General features: G+C 67.1%; 17 protein-coding genes and 2 pseudogenes. 11 read left to right on the top strand and 8 right to left on the bottom strand.

Annotation, left to right across the window (positions count from 1 at the left end):
- Positions 1–71: 71 nt before the first annotated feature.
- Positions 72–1,288 (bottom strand): annotated as a pseudogene (locus ACJEIK_RS05555) (IS110 family transposase).
- 296 nt (positions 1,289–1,584) lie between these two features.
- On the opposite strand from ACJEIK_RS05555, the pseudogene ACJEIK_RS05560 reads away from it, so the two are divergent.
- Together ACJEIK_RS05560 and ACJEIK_RS05565 are read left to right on the top strand one after the other, a co-directional pair.
- Positions 1,585–1,984: pseudogene (locus ACJEIK_RS05560) on the top strand (VOC family protein).
- 28 nt (positions 1,985–2,012) lie between these two features.
- The gene (locus tag ACJEIK_RS05565; RefSeq protein ID WP_064858224.1) at positions 2,013–2,759 is read left to right on the top strand and encodes a class I SAM-dependent methyltransferase; all 747 of its coding nucleotides are present in this window, start codon (positions 2,013–2,015) and stop codon (positions 2,757–2,759) included.
- A gap of 5 nt (positions 2,760–2,764) precedes the next feature.
- Here ACJEIK_RS05565 and ACJEIK_RS05570 read toward each other — a convergent pair whose 3' ends face one another.
- The gene (locus ACJEIK_RS05570) at positions 2,765–3,343 is read right to left on the bottom strand and encodes a TetR/AcrR family transcriptional regulator (RefSeq protein WP_346415183.1); all 579 of its coding nucleotides are present in this window, start codon (positions 3,341–3,343) and stop codon (positions 2,765–2,767) included.
- 48 nt (positions 3,344–3,391) lie between these two features.
- Between ACJEIK_RS05570 and ACJEIK_RS05575 the strand changes: the two genes are divergently transcribed.
- Positions 3,392–4,252 (top strand): phytanoyl-CoA dioxygenase family protein, encoded by an 861-nt coding sequence (locus tag ACJEIK_RS05575; RefSeq protein ID WP_409431162.1) that lies wholly within the window; start codon positions 3,392–3,394, stop codon positions 4,250–4,252.
- 19 nt (positions 4,253–4,271) lie between these two features.
- Here ACJEIK_RS05575 and ACJEIK_RS05580 read toward each other — a convergent pair whose 3' ends face one another.
- From ACJEIK_RS05580 to ACJEIK_RS05595, 4 genes are all read right to left on the bottom strand, one after another.
- Positions 4,272–4,499, bottom strand: a complete 228-nt coding sequence (locus ACJEIK_RS05580; protein ID WP_135356691.1) for a hypothetical protein — start codon at positions 4,497–4,499, stop codon at positions 4,272–4,274.
- 111 nt (positions 4,500–4,610) lie between these two features.
- Positions 4,611–5,303, bottom strand: a complete 693-nt coding sequence (locus ACJEIK_RS05585) for a guanylate cyclase (protein ID WP_267324817.1) — start codon at positions 5,301–5,303, stop codon at positions 4,611–4,613.
- Positions 5,304–5,480: 177 nt separating this feature from the next.
- Entirely contained in the window at positions 5,481–6,311 is an 831-nt protein-coding gene (locus tag ACJEIK_RS05590) for an adenylate/guanylate cyclase domain-containing protein (RefSeq protein ID WP_409431163.1), read from the bottom strand.
- 34 nt (positions 6,312–6,345) lie between these two features.
- Entirely contained in the window at positions 6,346–7,233 is an 888-nt protein-coding gene (locus ACJEIK_RS05595) for an alpha/beta fold hydrolase (RefSeq protein WP_409431164.1), read from the bottom strand.
- Positions 7,234–7,370: 137 nt separating this feature from the next.
- Here ACJEIK_RS05595 and ACJEIK_RS05600 point away from each other — a divergent pair, with 137 nt between their 5' ends.
- The 5 genes from ACJEIK_RS05600 (at position 7,371) to ACJEIK_RS05620 (ending at position 12,315) form a co-directional block, all read left to right on the top strand.
- Positions 7,371–8,006: an Mce protein gene (locus ACJEIK_RS05600; protein WP_409431165.1), complete on the top strand. Its 636-nt coding sequence runs from the start codon at positions 7,371–7,373 to the stop codon at positions 8,004–8,006.
- On the top strand, positions 8,003–8,632 hold the full coding sequence (locus tag ACJEIK_RS05605; protein ID WP_061001190.1) for a hypothetical protein: 630 nt from the start codon (positions 8,003–8,005) through the stop codon (positions 8,630–8,632). The genes ACJEIK_RS05600 and ACJEIK_RS05605 overlap by 4 nt, the downstream gene beginning before the upstream one ends.
- Positions 8,633–8,711: 79 nt before the next feature.
- A complete protein-coding gene (locus ACJEIK_RS05610) occupies positions 8,712–9,950 on the top strand; it encodes a WS/DGAT domain-containing protein (protein ID WP_409431651.1) in 1,239 nt (412 codons plus the stop codon).
- Positions 9,951–10,013: 63 nt separating this feature from the next.
- Positions 10,014–10,475, top strand: coding sequence for a DoxX family protein (locus ACJEIK_RS05615; RefSeq protein ID WP_409431652.1), 462 nt, complete (start codon positions 10,014–10,016; stop codon positions 10,473–10,475).
- Between the two features lie 112 nt (positions 10,476–10,587).
- Positions 10,588–12,315: a DUF3556 domain-containing protein gene (locus ACJEIK_RS05620; RefSeq protein ID WP_061001192.1), complete on the top strand. Its 1,728-nt coding sequence runs from the start codon at positions 10,588–10,590 to the stop codon at positions 12,313–12,315.
- On the opposite strand, the gene ACJEIK_RS05625 is transcribed toward ACJEIK_RS05620, so the two are convergent.
- The gene (locus tag ACJEIK_RS05625) at positions 12,305–13,102 is read right to left on the bottom strand and encodes a FadR/GntR family transcriptional regulator (protein WP_061001193.1); all 798 of its coding nucleotides are present in this window, start codon (positions 13,100–13,102) and stop codon (positions 12,305–12,307) included. The two genes, ACJEIK_RS05620 and ACJEIK_RS05625, sit on opposite strands and share 11 nt — an antisense overlap.
- 194 nt (positions 13,103–13,296) lie before the next feature.
- On the opposite strand from ACJEIK_RS05625, the gene ACJEIK_RS05630 reads away from it, so the two are divergent.
- From ACJEIK_RS05630 to ACJEIK_RS05640, 3 genes are read left to right on the top strand one after another with little or no spacing between them, the layout of a single operon-like run.
- Entirely contained in the window at positions 13,297–14,442 is a 1,146-nt protein-coding gene (locus tag ACJEIK_RS05630) for a thiolase family protein (RefSeq protein WP_409431166.1), read from the top strand.
- On the top strand, positions 14,439–15,239 hold the full coding sequence (locus ACJEIK_RS05635; RefSeq protein WP_318986257.1) for a crotonase/enoyl-CoA hydratase family protein: 801 nt from the start codon (positions 14,439–14,441) through the stop codon (positions 15,237–15,239). Before ACJEIK_RS05630 ends, ACJEIK_RS05635 begins: the two co-directional genes overlap by 4 nt.
- Positions 15,240–15,252: 13 nt before the next feature.
- Positions 15,253–16,395 (top strand): acyl-CoA dehydrogenase family protein, encoded by a 1,143-nt coding sequence (locus ACJEIK_RS05640; protein ID WP_318986256.1) that lies wholly within the window; start codon positions 15,253–15,255, stop codon positions 16,393–16,395.
- Between the two features lie 91 nt (positions 16,396–16,486).
- Here ACJEIK_RS05640 and ACJEIK_RS05645 read toward each other — a convergent pair whose 3' ends face one another.
- Positions 16,487–17,233: a fasciclin domain-containing protein gene (locus ACJEIK_RS05645; protein WP_226520904.1), complete on the bottom strand. Its 747-nt coding sequence runs from the start codon at positions 17,231–17,233 to the stop codon at positions 16,487–16,489.
- Between the last annotated feature and the right edge of the window lie 3 nt (positions 17,234–17,236).

Here is a 17,236-nt window from a genome sequence, read left to right on the forward strand (position 1 = left end):
TCATGCGCTTGGCGGGCGACCGCGGGAAGCGCTCGACGAGGCGAGCTTGATGCTCCTATTTCTGTTAATAGTCAAGCGGCGTGGTTGAGCTGGGTGTTTAACCATTGGCGGTAGGTAGCGGCGAGGGTGTCGTCGCGTTTGAGGCCGCGTTCGAGGCGGGAGATGTCGTTGGGCCATACGCCGAAGTGGTCGGCGACGGCGGTGAGAGTGATGTTTGTGGCTCGACGAGCCGGGCGGAGGTCGCTGTAGTCGTCGATCGGGCTGGGTGCGGTGAGGTGTTTGAACATCTCGCGGGCGATAGCGCGTTTGAGCATCCGCAGGATCTCTTTTTTGGACCGGCCGGCGGCGGTCTGGCGGGTGACGTAGTCGCGGGTGCGTTGGTCGTGGGCCATGCGGACCAGGGCGATGCGGTACAGGGCGTTGTTGGCGGCGCGGTCGCCGCCGCGGGAGAGTCGGTGGCGGCTGGTTTCCCGGACGAGGCCGGGATGGGAGCGACACCGGTGAGCATCGCAAAGGAGGCTTCGCTGCGGAGCCGTTGGGGGTTGGTGCCGGCGGTGATGATCAGTTGAGCGGCGGTGTCCGGGCCGACGCCGTGGGCGGCCCGGAGTGCAGGATTGAATGCAGCAGTGAGGGTGTCGAGCTCAGCAGTGATTTCGTCGGCCTGATCTTGCAGGAAGGTGACGCGGCGGGCCAGTGTTTTGCAGGCCGTCAGTACTGAGACCGTGACGGGATCGTTGTGTGTAGCGGGTCGGCATCTGGACAGCGCGGCCACGAGCGTCAGCGTGGTGGTGTAGCCGCGGTAGCGCTCGCGTATCTCGGCGGGAGCGGTGACGAGGAGGTCCTTGATCTGCTGGATGGCTGCGGTGCGGGCTTTGACGGCGCCGCGACGGGCGGTCAGCAGGGCTTTGAGTGCATTGGTGTGGGGGTCTTTGGGGACGGCTGGGCTGTTGCTGGCCAGCGCGGCGCGGGCGGCACTGTAGGCATCGAGCGGGTCGGATTTTCCTTGCCTGCGCCTGGCTGCCCGGTCGGGTCGGTTGACTTCAACGACGTGAATAGCGTTGGCCTGCAATGCTTGTGTGAGTCCGGCGCCGTAGCTGCTGGTGCCCTCGACTCCTGCGGTCACGATGTCACCAAAGCTGCGGGCCCAGCAGATCGCGGCCCAGTAGCCGGTGGGGTTGGTGCGGAATTCGGCGTCGCCGAGCGGTTGGCCGGTGTCGGTGATGGCGGCGACGTGGATGGTGTCCAGATGGGTGTCGGCGCCGATGACGACTCGGCGTGGGGATGTCACGATGGTGGTGTCCTCTCCGTAGTAATGAACCGTGCGGGTGGGTGACAACCCTGCGGGGCGGGCAGACAAGACATTGATGAGGAACGGCCAGGCTCCTGATTAGGTCATGTCCGCCCCGCTGGGCTCTCGGGGCAACGCTTGCTCGCGCGTCGCTGGTGAGACAGATCAAGTCGAAGACAACCCAGCAGGGCGTCAGTCGGTGGGAGGGTCATCACCAGCGGCGAACGAGCAAGGTCATCCTCGCCCGAACGGGTTGAACACAATCAATGTCGGTGGTCGCCGATATCGTGCGCAGCATGAAGCTTGTTTCCACCCGCATCATCACCGCCGACGTCCCGAGCCTGGTCGGCTTCTATGAATTGGTGACCGGGGCCGAGGCGGTCTGGGCCAATGAACTGTTCGCGGAGATCCCCACGCCGGTGGGCACTTTGGCGATCGGCAGCGACAAGACCGTGCCCTTGTTCGGGGCGGGTTCCGCCGAGCCGGCGGCCAACCGGAGCACCATCATCGAGTTCATCGTGGATGACGTCGACGCGGAGTACGAACGGCTGCGAAGCCGGTTGGACGAGGTCGTCACCGAGCCCACCACGATGCCGTGGGGTAACCGGTCGCTGTTGTTCCGCGATCCCGACGGCAACCTCGTCAACCTCTTCACGCCCGGTGAGAGACGATGCCAAGGCCAAATTCGGGGCGTAGTAGCTGATATGCGGCATAGCATCTGCTGGTGAGCTTCGTCGTCTCGCCGGACGCGTACGGCCGCTACATGGGCCGATACGCCGAGCCGCTCGCGGACGTCTTCGCCGCCTTCGCCGGGATCACGGCCGGAGCGAAGGTGCTCGACGTCGGCAGCGGACCCGGCGCGCTGACAGCGCGGCTGCTGGCGACGGGCGCCGAGGTTGCGGCCATCGATCCGTCGCCGCCGTTCGTCGATGCGATCCAGGCGCGGTTCCCCGGGCTCGACGCCCGCCTCGGGACCGCTGAGGAACTGCCTTACGACACTGCGACTTTCGACGCCGCGCTCGCCCAACTGGTGGTGCATTTCATGACCGATCCCGTCGCCGGCATCGGGCAGATGGCGCGGATGACCCGGCCCGGGGGCGTCGTCGCGGCGTGCGCGTGGGACGGCCCGACGGGTGCGCTGGCACCGTTCTGGGACGCCGTCCACGTGATCGACCCCGACGCACAGGACGAGGCGTTGCTATCTGGCGCGCACAGAGGCCACCTCACCGAGATCTTCGACGCCGCCGGGCTACGCAACGTGACAGAGGATGCCATCGCCATCGACGTGCTGCACCCGAGCTTCGAGGAGTGGTGGGAGCCGTACACGTTCGGTGTCGGACCGGCCGGGGACTACGTCCAGCGCCTCGATGACGAGAGGCGCGGCATGCTGAAAACCGTTGCGCGCGAACGTCTTGGCGACGGACCGTTCACCGTGACGGCCACGGCGTGGGCGGCGCGCGGCACCGTCTGATCCCGTCACGAAATGCCGAGTGTCGCGGCGACCAGATGCCAGAGCCGTTCGGCGGCAAGATCGGGATCGGCACGCGGTGTGGCCCGGAGCTGTTGGGCGATGCTGTGCCGCAGTCCGCCGATGACGAACGCCCCGGCGCTGTCCGCGTCGATGTCGTCGGGCAAGTCACCGTCGTGCTGCCCGCGGCGGATGTTGTCGGCCGCTGCCTCGCTCATCGTCTGCAGATGAACCGCTTCGAGTTCGGCGAGTTCGGGGTCCAGCGTCGCGCGGCCGAGCAGGATCGGCGCCAGCTCATCGTCGAAGTGGTAGACGACGAAACGGCGGGTGCGCTCGCGCTCCCGGACTCCCCAGTCGGCGTCGACGGGTAGGTGCACGTCGGCGATGGCATGGCGCAGCCCGTGATAGAAGTCGTCGTAAACCGCTGCGAGAAGCCCACTTTTGGAACCGAAGTGGTGATAGAGGGCGCCGGTGCTGAGCTGCGCCCGGCGGGTCAGTGCGCTCAGTTCGAGCACGCCGTTGCCGCGCACCAGTTCGTCGCGCGCGGCGGTCAGAAGTTGTTGACGTCCGATCGGGGCACGTGCCATAGTCCAAAACATAACAGAACTTGGTTATGTTTCGGCGGGAGTGGAGCAATGAGCACTGAAGTGTCATCGCTGGCGGACTTGAGCGGCGACCTGGCCGGCACCTATCGCCGGACCGAAAGCAGCGGCGCGACCGTCGACCCCGCGATCGTCGATGCCGATCTCGCCACGATGACGCGCGACGGCTACGTGATCCTGCCCGATCTGCTCAGTGCGACCCAGCTGGACGAGATCCGCGCCGCCGTGACGCCGATGCTGGATCGACACGGCCGCAACGGTTTTGAGGGACGGTCGACGCAGCGCATCTACAGCGTGCTCAACAAGACCGCGGCGTGCGACGTCATCGCCGACCACCCGCGCGTGCTCGCACTGCTGGACCGGATGTTCCTGCCCAACTATCTGCTGTCGATGCTCCAGGTGATCAACATCCTGCCGGGGGAACAGGCGCAGATGCTGCACACCGACGACGGCTTCTACCCGCTGCCGCGGCCCCGCGCCGCGTTGGGCGCGGCGACCATCTGGGCCATCGACGATTTCACCGCCGACAACGGCGCCACCGATGTGGTGCCCGGCAGCCAGCTCTGGGGTGACCGGTTGCCCGGCGACGACGTCGAGCGCAAGCCCGTCGTGATGAGCGCCGGGTCGTGTGTGTTCTTCCCCGGCACGCTGTGGCACGGCGGCGGGGCGAACCGCACCGACCTTCCGCGGCTGGCGGTCACCGCCCAATACTGCGAGCCGTGGCTCCGGCCTCAGGAGGCATTCACGTTGTCGATGACCCGCGACACCGTCCGCCGGGTATCGGAAGACATACGCCGCATGCTCGGCTACAGCATTCACCCGCCCTTCATCGGGCAGGTGGACGGCATGCACCCGAAGCGGCTGCTGGAGATCGCCGGCGATCAGTACGCCTGATCGTCGACGATCAGGCGGATCAGTACGGCACGTCGGTGGCGCCGGCGGAGGTGTCCTTCTCGTCGTGATTCGACTCGTGGAACCCGAAGTCGTACGGGTTCGGGCCCTGCTGCGGCAGGTCGAATTCGTCACCGCCGTAGGGGACGTCGGGGTCCGGGTCGGCTCCCGCCATCGGAGCGAGACTTACGGCGCCGCCGATCGCGGCCGCTGCAATCCATGGTGCAACCAGCGCGATTTTCTTTCGCATGCCGCCTCCTGTGAGCTGCCCGTTTGCTGGGAATTTGCGCACAAATGCTAGTCGCCTATTGACTTCATTGACGGCGATTGAGTTTATTGGCCGGCTTTCCGGGCGGACATGTCAGGCCAGGATTTCGATCTCGTCGCCCAAGTGGTAGCCCGGCGTCAACGACAGCGAATCACCACTCCAGAACGACCCCGGATCGAAATAGTTCTCGCGTTTCTCGGTGACCAGCAGACCCATTTCCTCGTAGGTGATGGCCACCGTCTCCGCGCAGTAGGCGGTCTCGAGCCCGGCCGACCGCCGGCGGTTCTTGTCGCGCTCGGCGGATTCGCGAACCTTGCGGTGCACCAAGGGAATTCCGCGTGTGTAGTCGCTGATCACCGGCGCCCGCCCGCGGAACCACCGACCCGTCAACCGGGCGGTGGTGGGAAACGCCGTGCCGTCCATGCGGGCCACCACTTTCAGGGCCAGGTCTTCCTGCTGGCGGGTGGCATACGGCGTGAGCTGGCGCAGCCAGCACCGCTGTCCGTACACGTACACCCACCGCTCGACGGCGGCGCGCAGATCGTTGAGTTGCACACCGCGGTGATGACTGCCGCTCCACAGGCATTCGAGTTTGTCGCCGAGTTCGGCGTGCCAGATCAGCGGCGGCAGGTCGTCGATGGCGACCGTCATGCCGACGTGGTTCACGGGGGCGTTGGTGAGCGTCTGAATGGCGCGGTCGGGCTTGGAAGCCCCACGGAACAACCAGATGTCGCCCGTCCGGGTCTCGGCCAGCGCCCGCTCCACTGTCACCGCGTTTCCAGTCATCTGGGCAGCTTAGACATTCCCCGGCGCTTCGCTCGTCCATAATCACTGCATGCGTGGCGTGTGGAAGTGGGTTGGCCTGGCCGGTGTCGCGGGCGTGGTCGCCGGTGGCGTGTTGGTCGCGCGCGATCAGCGCAAGCGCGAGTCATACACGGCCGACGATATTCGCGCCCGGTTGCATCAGCGGCTGGCCGAATCCGGCGGGAGCCAGCCCACGGCATAGAGCCGATGGTCCCCGGTGAAGCCCTTCAGCTCCGCCACCCGGCCGCTGTCGAAAGTGATGTCCGCGCAGGAAGCCGAGGCGGACAAGGTATCTCGGACGGCCTTGCTCACGAGCACTTCACCGCCGTCGGCCTGGCTCGCCACCCGCGCCGCCATGGCGACGTTGCGCCCGAACAGGTCATCGCCGCGGCGCACCGACTTGCCGGTGTGAATCCCGATGCGGACCCGGACGCCGCCGGGCGCCTTCGCCAACTGCTGCTGCATGTCGATGCTGCAGCGCACGGCCTGCTCGGGCTCGGCGAAGGCGATCATGAAACCGTCGCCCTGACTCTTCACGACCAACCCCGACTGCTTCTTGACACACCGGCCGACCAGCTTGTCGTGATGATCGATCAGCCGCACCCAGGCTCGGTCACCCATGCGCTCGTTGAGCGCCGTGGACCCTTCAATGTCGGAGAACATGATCGCCACGCGGCCCGTCGGCGCCAGCTTGGCCAGGTCCGGCCGCTCGACCTCGGCCCAGCCGGCGAGCTCCTCGATCGACGACCACATCGCACCGCCGAAGCCCTCTTTGTTGATGAGGTTGGCGGTCTGCCACATCGTCTTCACCGCCGCGCGGCCGCCGGCCAGAAGCAGATTCGTGCGGGGCTCGGACGGCGCGCGCAACTCCGCGATCTCCTGCCGCGCGGCCCGCAGCCGGCCTCGCGTTACCCGCAACGCGATGGTCTCGACGACGACCACCACGGCGAGCACACAGCTGGCGATCAGCGAGATCGTCGATACCGTCACCGCTCAAGTATCGAGGCGACGGGCCGCGATCGGGTCATTGACGGACGAACTGCACCACCGCGTCGGTGAACGCGTCGTTGTCGTCGCCTGCGGCGGTGTGCCCGGCGTCGGACAGCTCGACGAACTGCGCGCCCGGCACCTTCTGCAGAAAGTCCTGCACGCCTTCGGTGCTGACGACGTCGGAGAGCTTGCCGCGGATCAGCAGGATCGGGATCTCGAGGCTGATCGCCGCGTGCTCGAGCATCTCGGCGCGCTCGAACGGGTCGTCGCCGGGCGCGGTGAGGAATGCCGGGTCCCAGTGCCAGAACCACTTGCCGTCGTGCAGCCGCAGGTTCTTCTTGAGTCCCTCGACGCTGCGCGGCCGGGTGCGGTGCGGCAGGTACGCCGCGACGGCGTCGGCGGCCTCTTCCAGCGAGGCGAAGCCGTCGATGCCGCTGAACATGAAGTCGCGAATTCGCGCGCTGCCGCTCTTCTCGAACCGCGGCACGACGTCGACCAGGACCAGTTTGGTCACCAGTTCGGGACCGGCTTCGTGCGCGACGGGCAGGCTGGTCAGGCCGCCCATGCTGGCGCCGATCAGGGCTACCGGCCGGCCGATCTGATAGATCACCTGCAGCGTGTCGCCGGTCAGCGTCTCCAGTGAGTAGTTCGCCGTGGGGGAACGGTCGCTGTCACCGTGCCCGCGGCTGTCCAGTGCGACGACGTGGAAGCCGGCGTTCGCGAGAATCTGGCCGGTGTTCTTCCAGGAATGCCGGTTCTGGCCGCCGCCGTGCAACATCAGGATGGTGGGCTTGTCCGCGGCGGTGTCCGCGTCGCGGTTCCACTCGTCGGCGACCAGGGTCAGTTCGTCGATACCGCGGAATCGCACCGTCTGTGCATTGCTGCCGCCATCGGCCGGGGAAGTGCGTTCGTCGGTGCTCACTGGGAATCCTCTCGTCACTTCTCCTGCACGTTACCGAGCTGTGCTAACTGAACCGAACATGACCCTGGTCACCCCGCGGTCTCTAGACTCGGCCGAGGTGTCGCCGCCCGGCCGGGCGTGCGGCGAGAGGAAGGCATATGGCTGACGAGCACGGGCGGCACAGGAATCCAGACGAGGTGGACGACGACGACGCGGGCGCCCCGGACGTGACCCCGGATGCCGACGACGACACCCCGGCCGTTTCCGATGAGGAAGCCCTCGCTTTCCTGAAACATGCTGCACCCCAACGGGATAACCGGGTGTTCGCGGCCTTGGTCGTGGGCGTGCTGGTGGTGGGTGCGCTGGGCGCGTTGGTGGCCTGGCTCGGTCAGCGTGAGCTGCAATTGCGTCGCGACGACGCCCTGCACGACATGTACCTGACCGCCGGTAAACAGGTTGCGGTGAATCTCACGACCATCGACTACCGGCACGTCGACGACGACATCAAGCGGGCGCTGGACACCTCGACCGGCGCCTATTTCGACGACTTCAAACAGCGTTCGGTGGCTGTGGTGGACTCGGTGAAACAGCAGCAGTCGGCGTCGGTCGGCACGGTCACCGAGGCCGGCGTGGAGTCGGCGAACGACACCACTGGTGTGGTCCTGGTCGCGGTCAAGGTGCACACCGAGGTCGGCAGTGGGCCACCGCAACGCGACCGCTACTGGCGCGTGCGGTTGACGATGCAGAAGGTGGGCGACAGCGTCAAGGCGTCGAAGGTGGAGTCGATCCAATGAGCAAGCACGAGATGGACGAACCTGATGAGCCGGCCGACGCGGAGGTCGAGTCGACGGAGCCGGAACAGGATGTGGCCGAGGCGGTCGAGACGGAGTCGGCGGCGCCCAATGCTGCTGTGCGGCAAGTGAACCCGCACCGGGTCGGTGGCATCGAGTGGGCGCGGGTGACGGCGTACCGGGTCCTGCCGGTGCTGGCCCTGGTGCTCGTGATCGCGGCCGGCGGACTGTGGTATCTGACCACCAAGCACAGCAATGACGCCCAGCGGGCCGCCGTGATCAAGCTGGCCAGCGACGGCACGGTCACCCTGCTGTCGTACCAGCCGGACACGGTCCGTCAGCAACTGACGGACGCACGCAAGCTGCTCACCACACCGTTCCTGGACGAGTACACGACACTGACCAAGTCGGTGATCCCCGGCGCCGAACAGCGGCACATCGCGGCGGCGACGTCGGTGCCCGCCGCCGCCGCGGTCTCGGTCGAGGAGAACCATGCCGTGGTGCTGGTGTTCGTCAACCAGACGGTTCGCGTCGGTGACCAGCCGCCGACCAGCACCCCGACCAGCGCGCGAGTGACCCTGGAACGACTGGGGGGCCAGTGGCTGATCGCCAAGTTCGAGCCGGTGTGATGGTCGTGATTTGTGCACGATTTTCCGCGGTGGGCGCGGATTTTCGTGCACAAATCCCAGGGTGGTGGACGTGACCCGGATGGCGGCGGCCGACGCCCAGAGTTTCTGGATGTCGGCGAAAATCCCCAACGACATGTTTCTGGTGTGCGGGTTCGACGGTGTGCCCGCTGACCTGGACGCCGCGCTGGCAGCGGTCCGCCGCAACGTGGCGGCGTGCCCAGAGTTGTTGGTACGCATCGACGATTCGCGTCCCTGGCGCTATCCGTCCTGGGTGCGCTGCGATGTCCCCGAGATCGTCGTGCACGAACCCGGGGACCGCACGTGGTCCGGGTGCCTGAGCGCCGTGTGCGCGCTGGCTGCCAGTGACCAGCTCGACGCCACCGTGCGGGCATGGCGACTGCACGTCTTCGCGGGCGTCAACTGGATACCGGAGACGACACGGCCGGGCACCGTCGCCGTTGTGCAGATGTCGCACGCCCTCGCCGACGGGCGGCGCGCGACGGCACTCATGGGCCGGATCTTCGGCCGGGACCAGCCGGTGCCGGCGGTGGTCGAGTCGCGGCTGGGGACGTGGGCGCTGCCGTACCTGGCGTGGCGGGCCAGCGCTGCTCATCGCCGGCTCGTGCACGACACGGAGTCGGGTGCTGTTGCCGCACCGGCCGATTCGTGGCCGGTGCAGGCGACCAACAACGCGCCGGCGGGCCCCGACACCATGCGGACGGTGGTGCGTCACCGTACGGATCTGCCCGGGCCGACGGTGACGGTCGGCGTGCTGGCGGCCATCTCCGAGGCGCTGGCGGCCGAGCTGGGCGGGGTGACCGCGCTCGGGGCCGAGGTGCCGATGGCCAAGACGGGGGTCCGCCGGGCGTACAACCACTACGGCAACGTCGGCGTGGCCCTGCACCCGGATTTGCCTTTCCACGAGCGGGCGGCCCGCATCGAGTCGGAACTCGCCATGCGGCGGCAGCGGTTCGAGCATCCCGCGGCCGCGGCGAGCGGTGCCGCCACCGCGGCGGTGCCGGCCCGGCTGCTGCGTTGGGGCACTGAGCAATTCGATCCGCACGTGCGGTCGACGACGGCCACCGGCAACACCGTGGTGTCGAGCGTGCACCGCGGCGCGGCCGATCTGACATTCGGCGGCTGCCCGGTGGTGTTGACCACCGCGTGCCCGGCGTTGTCGCCGATGATGGGCCTGACGCACGGCGTGCACGGCATCGGGGACACCGTCACGATCAGCGTGCACGCGTCCCCGTCGGCCTTACCGGATGTCGATTCGTATGTGGAACGGTTGTCTGCGGTGCTGGACGCCGGGGGCTAAATTCATCGCGTGACTGCTTACGCGTTCTCGATCCTGCTGCTGCGGGTGGTGCTCGGTCTGACGATGGCTGCGCACGGATACAACAAGTTCTTCGGTGGCGGCCGCATCCCCGGTACGGCCGCCTGGTTCGACAGCATCGGCATGAAGCCCGGCATGCTGCACGCCCGGCTGGCTGCCGGCACCGAAATCCTGGCCGGCCTGGGCCTGGCTGCCGGCTTCCTGACGCCGATCCCCGCCGCGGGGTTCGTGGCGCTGATGGTGGTGGCCGCATGGACCGTGCACCGCGAAAACGGCTTCTTCATCGTGAAATCCGGCTGGGAGTACAACCTGGTGCTGGGCGTCGCGGCCGTGGCGATCGCGGGCACCGGTGCGGGCCGCTACAGCCTGGACTGCCTGCTCTTCCACAACACCGGCTTCTATCACCTGCTGCACGGCTGGTGCGGTCTGGCCATCGCGGTGGTGCTGGGCCTGGCCGGTGGCATCGGGCAGCTGCTGATCTTCTTCCGTCCGCCCGCCAAGGCCTGAGCACCTGTCGTCGGCCCGGGGCGCGGGTTTCTCGAATGCCGGCGACCTGGCTACCGGACGAACTGAGGGGATCTGATTCCGTCAGACTAGAACACGTTCTAGTCTGACGGGCATGGGTTTTCTCACGCAGGACACTCCTGTCATCGACTTCGAGGAGTGGAACAAGGGCAGCCGCGCGCAGAAGATCGTCCCGATGGCCCGGCACTGGGCCGAGACGGGCTTCGGCACCCCGGTGGCGCTGCACCTGTTCTACGTCGTCAAGATCGGCCTGTACATCCTGGGTGGCTGGCTGATCGCGTTGTCCACCAAGGGGATCGACGGATTCACGAACGTCGCCGCGTGGTGGACCGAGCCGATCGTGTTCGAGAAGGTCGTGCTCTACACGATGCTGTTCGAGGTGATCGGCCTCGGCTGCGGATTCGGCCCACTGAACAACCGCTTCTTCCCGCCGATGGGCTCGATCCTGTATTGGCTGCGGCCGAAGACCATTCGTCTGCCACCGTGGCCCGGCCGCATCCCGCTGACGCGCGGCGATGCCCGGACCCCCGTTGATGTGCTGCTCTACGCCGCGCTGCTGGTCCTGCTCGTCGTCGCGCTGTGCGCCGACGGCACCGGTCCCGTCCTGCCCGGCGCGCATGTCGGCGTGCTCCCGATGTGGCACATCTGGGCCATCCTCGGGGTACTGGCGCTGGCGGGCCTACGCGACAAGGTCATCTTCCTGGCCGCCCGCGGCGAGGTGTACGGCTCGTTCACCGTCGCCTTCCTGTTCGCCGGCTACGGTGTCGACCTGATCATCGCCGCCAAGCTCGTGTGCATGGTGATCTGGCTGGGCGCCGCGACGTCGAAACTCAACCACCACTTCCCGTTCGTCATCTCCACGATGATGAGCAACAACCCCGTCCTGCGGCCGAAGTTCATCAAGCGCGCGTTCTTCGAACACTTCCCGGACGACCTGCGCCCCGGTCGCCCGTCGCGCTTCATGGCGCACTTCAGCACCCTCATCGAAGGTGCGGTGCCGCTGGTGCTGTTCTTCAGCCACGGCGGCTGGCCGACGTACCTCGCCGCGTTCGTCATGCTGTGCTTCCACTTCGGCATCCTGTCCGCGATCCCCATGGGTGTGCCGCTGGAGTGGAACGTCTTCATGATGTTCTGCGTCGTGACGCTGTTCGTCGGGCACGCCGACATCGGCATCACAGACCTGACGTCGCCGTGGCCGCTGGTGCTGTTCGCGGTCGTCGCGGGCACCGTCGTCATCGGAAACCTGTTCCCGCGCAAGGTCTCTTTCCTGCCGGGCATGCGGTACTACGCCGGCAACTGGGACACGTCGCTGTGGTGCATCAAACCGTCCGCGTCGGAGAAGATCGAGAAGAACATCGTCGCGATCGCCAGCATGCCCGCGACCCAGATGGAGCGGTACTACGGCAGCCCCGAGAACGCGCAGATGTACCTGTACATGGGCTACGCGTTCCGCGCCTTCAATACCCACGGCCGCGCGCTGTTCACGCTCGCGCACCGCGCCATGGCCGGACAGAACGAGGACGGCTACACCCTGACCGACGGTGAGCGCATCGTCTCGACCGCCATCGGCTGGAACTTCGGCGACGGCCACATGTCGAACGAACAGCTCGTCGCGGCGCTGCAGGAGCGGTGCCACTTCGAGCCGGGCGAGGTGCGGATCGTCATGCTCGATGCCCAGCCCATCCATCAACAGACGCAGCAGTATCGCCTGGTCGACGCCGCCACCGGCGAGTTCGAGCGCGGCTACGTGAAGGTGCGCGACATGGTGACCCGCCAGCCGTGGGCCGACGATGTCCCCGTGTACGGCGTGACTAGCGCATGACGTCGCGGACCTTGAGGTCCTCCATGCCGGCGAACAGCAGGCTGTTCGCGACGTCGAGGTGCTTGCGCCAGTGCGCTTCGGCGGCCGCGGCGTTGCCCGAGCGCATGAGCGTCATGAGTCGGCGGTAGGACTTCATCAGAATGTCGTAGTCCGACTTGGACATCGGCCGGTTCTCGCGCATCGCGAACGCGATGTGGCGGACGGTGATCTCGTGCAGCATGCCGGCGACGATGGCCAGCGTCGCGTTGCCCGACAGCTCGACCATGCGCTGGTGGAAGTCGCCGGTGGTCTCGGCCATGCGGCCCGTCTCGAGCCCGGACGGAACGTACTCGGCCAGCATGGTGTCGAGTTCGTCGAAAGTGGCGGTGTTGCCCTGCTCGGTCAGCAGCCGCACGACGGTCGGTTCGATCCCGGCGCGCGCGGTGGTCACGTCGGCGATCGTCGCGCCGGACAGCTCCAGCAGCAGACCCGCTGGGCGCGCGACGATCTCGGGTCCGGGGACGCGGACACGGGCACCGGTGCGCGACCCGCGGCGTACCTCGACCAGGCGCTCGGATTCCAGGACCCGAACGGCTTCGCGCAGGGTCGGGCGGCTGACCCCGAAGTGGGCCATCAGCTCGGCCTCGTTGGGCAGGAAGTCGCCTTCCTTGAGCTGACCGTCGACGACCATCCGGCGCAGGGTGCCGGCCACCAGTTCCGCGGTTTTGGGGGAGCGGATGGGGCCGCTGGCCGAGGATGGCACAGTACGTGGGTCGATCATCGGCGACAACGGCGGAGTCTGCGCCATCTGGGCCCTCCTTGAACCGTTTGTGCTGGCCTCGTCTTAGGCAACTCAGTAAACCATGTGAGGCGGCGTGACCCCGTCATTCGCGGAAATGGCGCCGATCTACCAACTAGTAGGTTGACCTAGTAAACCTTCTGTTCTATGTTCGCATATGACCAGGTCTTTACGGGTGTCAATTCATGTTGAAGGAGAAGTCCGTGGCTGAAGCAGTCATCGTCGAGGCGGTCCGCTCGCCCATCGGGAAGCGCAACGGCGCCCTGTCGGGTGTGCACCCGGCAGAACTCTCGGCTCAGGTGCTGGGCGCCCTGGTGCAGCGCGCCGGCGTCGACCCGGCACTCGTTGACGACGTGATCTGGGGCTGCGTCATGCAGGCCGGCGAGCAGGCGCTCGACATCGCCCGCACCGCGGTCCTGACCGCCGGCTGGCCCGAGACCGTCCCCGGTGTCACCGTCGACCGCCAGTGCGGCTCCAGCCAGCAGTCGGTGCACTTCGCCGCCGCCGGCGTGGTCGCCGGCCACTACGACGTCGTCGTCGCCGGCGGTGTCGAGTCGATGTCGCGTACCCCGATGGGCTCGTCGCTCGCCAACGGTGGCCACCCGTACCCCGAGGCGTTCCGCGCCCGTTACGACCAGACCCCCAACCAGGGCACCGGCGCCGAGATGATGGCCGAGAAGTGGGGCCTGTCCCGCACTCAACTCGACGAGTTCTCGTTGCGGTCGCACGAAAAGGCCGCTGCCGCACAGGATGCCGGTGCGTTCAAGGACCAGATCGTCGCCATCAAGGACCAGGACGGCAATATCGTCACCGAAGACGGCGGCATCCGCCGCGGCGGCACCGTCGAATCCATGGCCGCCATCAAGCCGGCCTTCAAGGAGGACGGCGTCATCCACGCCGGCAACTCGTCGCAGATCTCCGACGGTTCGGCCGCGCTGCTGATCATGTCCGCCGAGAAGGCAAAAGAGCTGGGGCTCAAGCCTCTTGCCCGCCTGCACACCGGCGTGCTGGCCGGCGCCGACCCGGTGATGATGCTGAGCGCCCCGATCCCCGCCACGCAGAAGGCGCTGGCCAAGTCCGGCCTGAGCGTGGGTGACATCGGCGTGTTCGAGGTCAACGAGGCCTTCGCGCCCGTTCCGATGGCCTGGCTCAAGGACATCGGCGCCGACGAGAACCGGCTGAACCCGAACGGCGGCGCCATCGCCCTCGGCCACCCGCTCGGCGGCTCCGGTGCCCGCATCATGACCACGCTGCTGCACCACATGCGGGACAACAACATTCAGTACGGCTTCCAGACCATGTGTGAGGGCGGCGGTCAGGCCAACGCAACCATCCTGGAACTGCTGTGACCTCGGTGTCCGCCGAACCCGGCGCCCTCTCCGAGCGGCGCGGCAACGTCCTGCTGATCACGATCAACCGGCCCGATGCGCGCAATGCCGTCAACCAATCAGTCAGTGTTGGCGTCGGCGACGCGCTGCAGGCCGCGCAGGACGACCCGGAAATCCGGGCCGTGGTGATCACCGGCTCCGGCGACAAATCGTTCTGTGCCGGTGCGGATCTCAAGGCGCTCTCGCGCGGTGAGAATCTCTTCCACCCCGATCACACCGACTGGGGCTTCGCCGGCTACGTCAGCCACTTCATCGACAAGCCCACCATCGCGGCGGTCAACGGCACCGCCCTGGGTGGCGGCACCGAACTTGCGTTGGCCAGCGACCTCGTGATCGCCGAGGAAAGCGCGAAATTCGGCCTGCCAGAAGTGAAGCGGGGCCTGATCGCCGGTGCCGGCGGCGTGTTCCGGATCGTCGAGCAGCTGCCGCGCAAGGTCGCGCTGGAACTGCTGTTCACCGGTGAGCCCATGACGGCCGCGGACGCGCTGCGCTGGGGCCTGATCAATCAGGTGGTCCCCGACGGCACCGTCGTCGACGCGGCACTGGCTCTGGCGGAACGGATCACGTCCAACGCGCCGCTGGCCGTGCAGGCCAGCAAGCGGGTGGCGTACGGCGCCGACGACGGCGTGGTGACCGACGAGAAGGACGGCTGGAAGCGCACCAACCGCGAGTTCGTCACCCTGCTGCAGTCCGAGGACGCCAAAGAAGGCCCGCTGGCGTTCGCACAGAAACGTCAGCCTGTATGGAAAGCCAAGTGACGGAGAAGAAATCGTGAAGCGGACAGTATTCGAAGCGGAGCATGAGGCGCTCCGGGAATCCACCCGGCAGTACATCGAGCGTGAGCTCGTCCCCAATGCCGAGAAGTGGGAAGAGCAGCGCATGGTCGACCGGTCGGCGTTCGTCGCCGCCGGCAAGTATGGCCTGATCGGGTTCAACATGCCCGAGGAGTTCGGTGGTGGCGGGTCCGATGACTTCCGCTTCAATGCCGTCATCGACGAGGAGCTGGCTCGTTACGGCGGCCCGGCGCCGTCGCTGAGTCTCCAGAACGACGTCGTCGCACCGTATTTCAAGCACCTCGCGAACGACGAGCAGAAGGCGCGGTGGATGCCGGGCATTGCCAGCGGCGAGCTGATCCTCGCTGTCGCGATGACCGAGCCCGGCGCCGGCAGCGACCTGGCGGGCATCCGTACCTCGGCGGTGCGCGACGGCGACGACTGGATCATCAACGGCTCCAAGACCTTCATCTCGTCGGGCATCAACTGCGACCTCGTCGTGGTGGTGTGTCGCACCAATCCCGAAGCCGGGCACAAGGGCTTCACGCTGCTGGTCGTCGAGCGCGGGATGGCAGGCTTCGAGCGGGGTCGCAAGCTCGACAAGATGGGTCTGCACGCGCAGGACACCTCGGAGCTGCACTTCGAGAACGTGCGGGTACCGCACGCGAACCTGCTCGGCCAGGAAGGCCGCGGCTTCTACCACCTGATGCAGAACCTGCCGTCCGAGCGGCTCGGCATCGCGATCTCGGCGATCGCCGGCGCGCGCGAATCCTGGCGCCAGACACTGCAATACGCCAAGGACCGCAAGGCCTTCGGGCAGCCGATCGGCAGCTTCCAGCACAACCGGTTCCTACTGGCGGAGATGGACACCGAACTCGACGTGTGCGAGCGGTACATCGACCGGTGCCTGGAGGGCGTGCTCGACGACGACCTGTCGGCCGTCGAGGCAGCCAAGGCCAAGTGGTTCTGCACCGAGACCGCCAAGAAGGTCATCGACGGCTGCGTGCAGCTGCACGGCGGCTACGGCTACATGATGGAGTACCGCGTCGCCCGCGACTACTGCGATGCCCGCATCCAGACGATCTTCGGCGGCACCACCGAGATCATGAAGGACATCATCGGCCGCGACCTCGGTCTGTAGTCGGCACCGCCGACGCGGCCTGTAGCCCCGCACAAAACCAATCGGCGCCCCCGCACAACGTGGTGCGGGGGCGCCGATTTCGTTTGTCTGACTAGCGCGCGGCCGACGTGGTGGTCGGGGCCGCCGACGTCGACTCGGCGGCGCTCGGAGCCGCGGAGGTCGACGTGGTAGTGGTGGCCGACGTCGAGGACGTGGAGGTCTCGCTACCCGCGGCGGTGACCGGGGCCGGGGCGTCCGCCATGTCCAGCACGGTGTCGATCACGTAGATGCGGGCGTTGCTCGCCTCGATGGCGCCACACACGAGCTTGGCGGTGTCGTTGACCTTGATGTCGCCACCGTCGCCGGTCACCTTGATCTGGGTGCCCTGCTGCGTCGGGCGCTGGCCCTTGACGGTGTCATTGCCCAGCACGCCCAGGAAGACGTGGTAGTAGTCCAGGCTGGTCAGCGCGGCCGGGTCGGCCTTCAGGGCCTCCAGCTTGGCCGGATCCAGCGCCGCGAAGGCCTCGTTGGTGGGCGCGAAAACCACGTACGGGCCGTTGTCCAGCACGCTGGTGATGTTCACGGCGGGGTTCAGGCCACCGGACACCGCCGAGTTGAACGTGCTGATCGCCGGAATCGCGGCCAGCACCTGGCTCACCGGCTTGTTGACCAACGTCTTCAGGTCGGGCATGCCTGCCTTGACCTTGTCGCAGCCGGGGCCCTGGGGGTCCACCGTCTTGTTGGTCGGCGGCGGCAGCGGCGGCGGGTCCGCGTATGCGGACACTGCCAGCGGCAGCGATGCGGTCAGGGCGGCGACGGCCGCGGTTACGCCCAGAAATCTGCTGGTGCGAGTCTTCATGGT

The organism is Mycobacterium sp. SMC-16 (genome assembly GCF_046250085.1).
Lineage (GTDB): Bacteria > Actinomycetota > Actinomycetes > Mycobacteriales > Mycobacteriaceae > Mycobacterium > Mycobacterium phocaicum.

Excerpts from the sequence above, each read along its gene's own strand:
- ACJEIK_RS05610 (WP_409431651.1), top strand. The coding sequence starts at position 8,712 with ATGGCGGCGGCCGACGCCCAGAGTTTCTGGATGTCGGCGAAAATCCCC.
- ACJEIK_RS05605 (WP_061001190.1), top strand. The coding sequence starts at position 8,003 with ATGAGCAAGCACGAGATGGACGAACCTGATGAGCCGGCCGACGCGGAG.
- ACJEIK_RS05585 (WP_267324817.1), bottom strand. The coding sequence starts at position 5,303 with ATGACTGGAAACGCGGTGACAGTGGAGCGGGCGCTGGCCGAGACCCGG.
- ACJEIK_RS05615 (WP_409431652.1), top strand. The coding sequence starts at position 10,014 with ATGGCTGCGCACGGATACAACAAGTTCTTCGGTGGCGGCCGCATCCCC.
- ACJEIK_RS05645 (WP_226520904.1), bottom strand. The coding sequence starts at position 17,233 with ATGAAGACTCGCACCAGCAGATTTCTGGGCGTAACCGCGGCCGTCGCC.
- ACJEIK_RS05580 (WP_135356691.1), bottom strand. The coding sequence starts at position 4,499 with ATGCGAAAGAAAATCGCGCTGGTTGCACCATGGATTGCAGCGGCCGCG.
- ACJEIK_RS05620 (WP_061001192.1), top strand. The coding sequence starts at position 10,588 with ATGGGTTTTCTCACGCAGGACACTCCTGTCATCGACTTCGAGGAGTGG.
- ACJEIK_RS05575 (WP_409431162.1), top strand. The coding sequence starts at position 3,392 with ATGAGCACTGAAGTGTCATCGCTGGCGGACTTGAGCGGCGACCTGGCC.
- ACJEIK_RS05570 (WP_346415183.1), bottom strand. The coding sequence starts at position 3,343 with ATGGCACGTGCCCCGATCGGACGTCAACAACTTCTGACCGCCGCGCGC.
- ACJEIK_RS05600 (WP_409431165.1), top strand. The coding sequence starts at position 7,371 with ATGGCTGACGAGCACGGGCGGCACAGGAATCCAGACGAGGTGGACGAC.
- ACJEIK_RS05625 (WP_061001193.1), bottom strand. The coding sequence starts at position 13,102 with ATGGCGCAGACTCCGCCGTTGTCGCCGATGATCGACCCACGTACTGTG.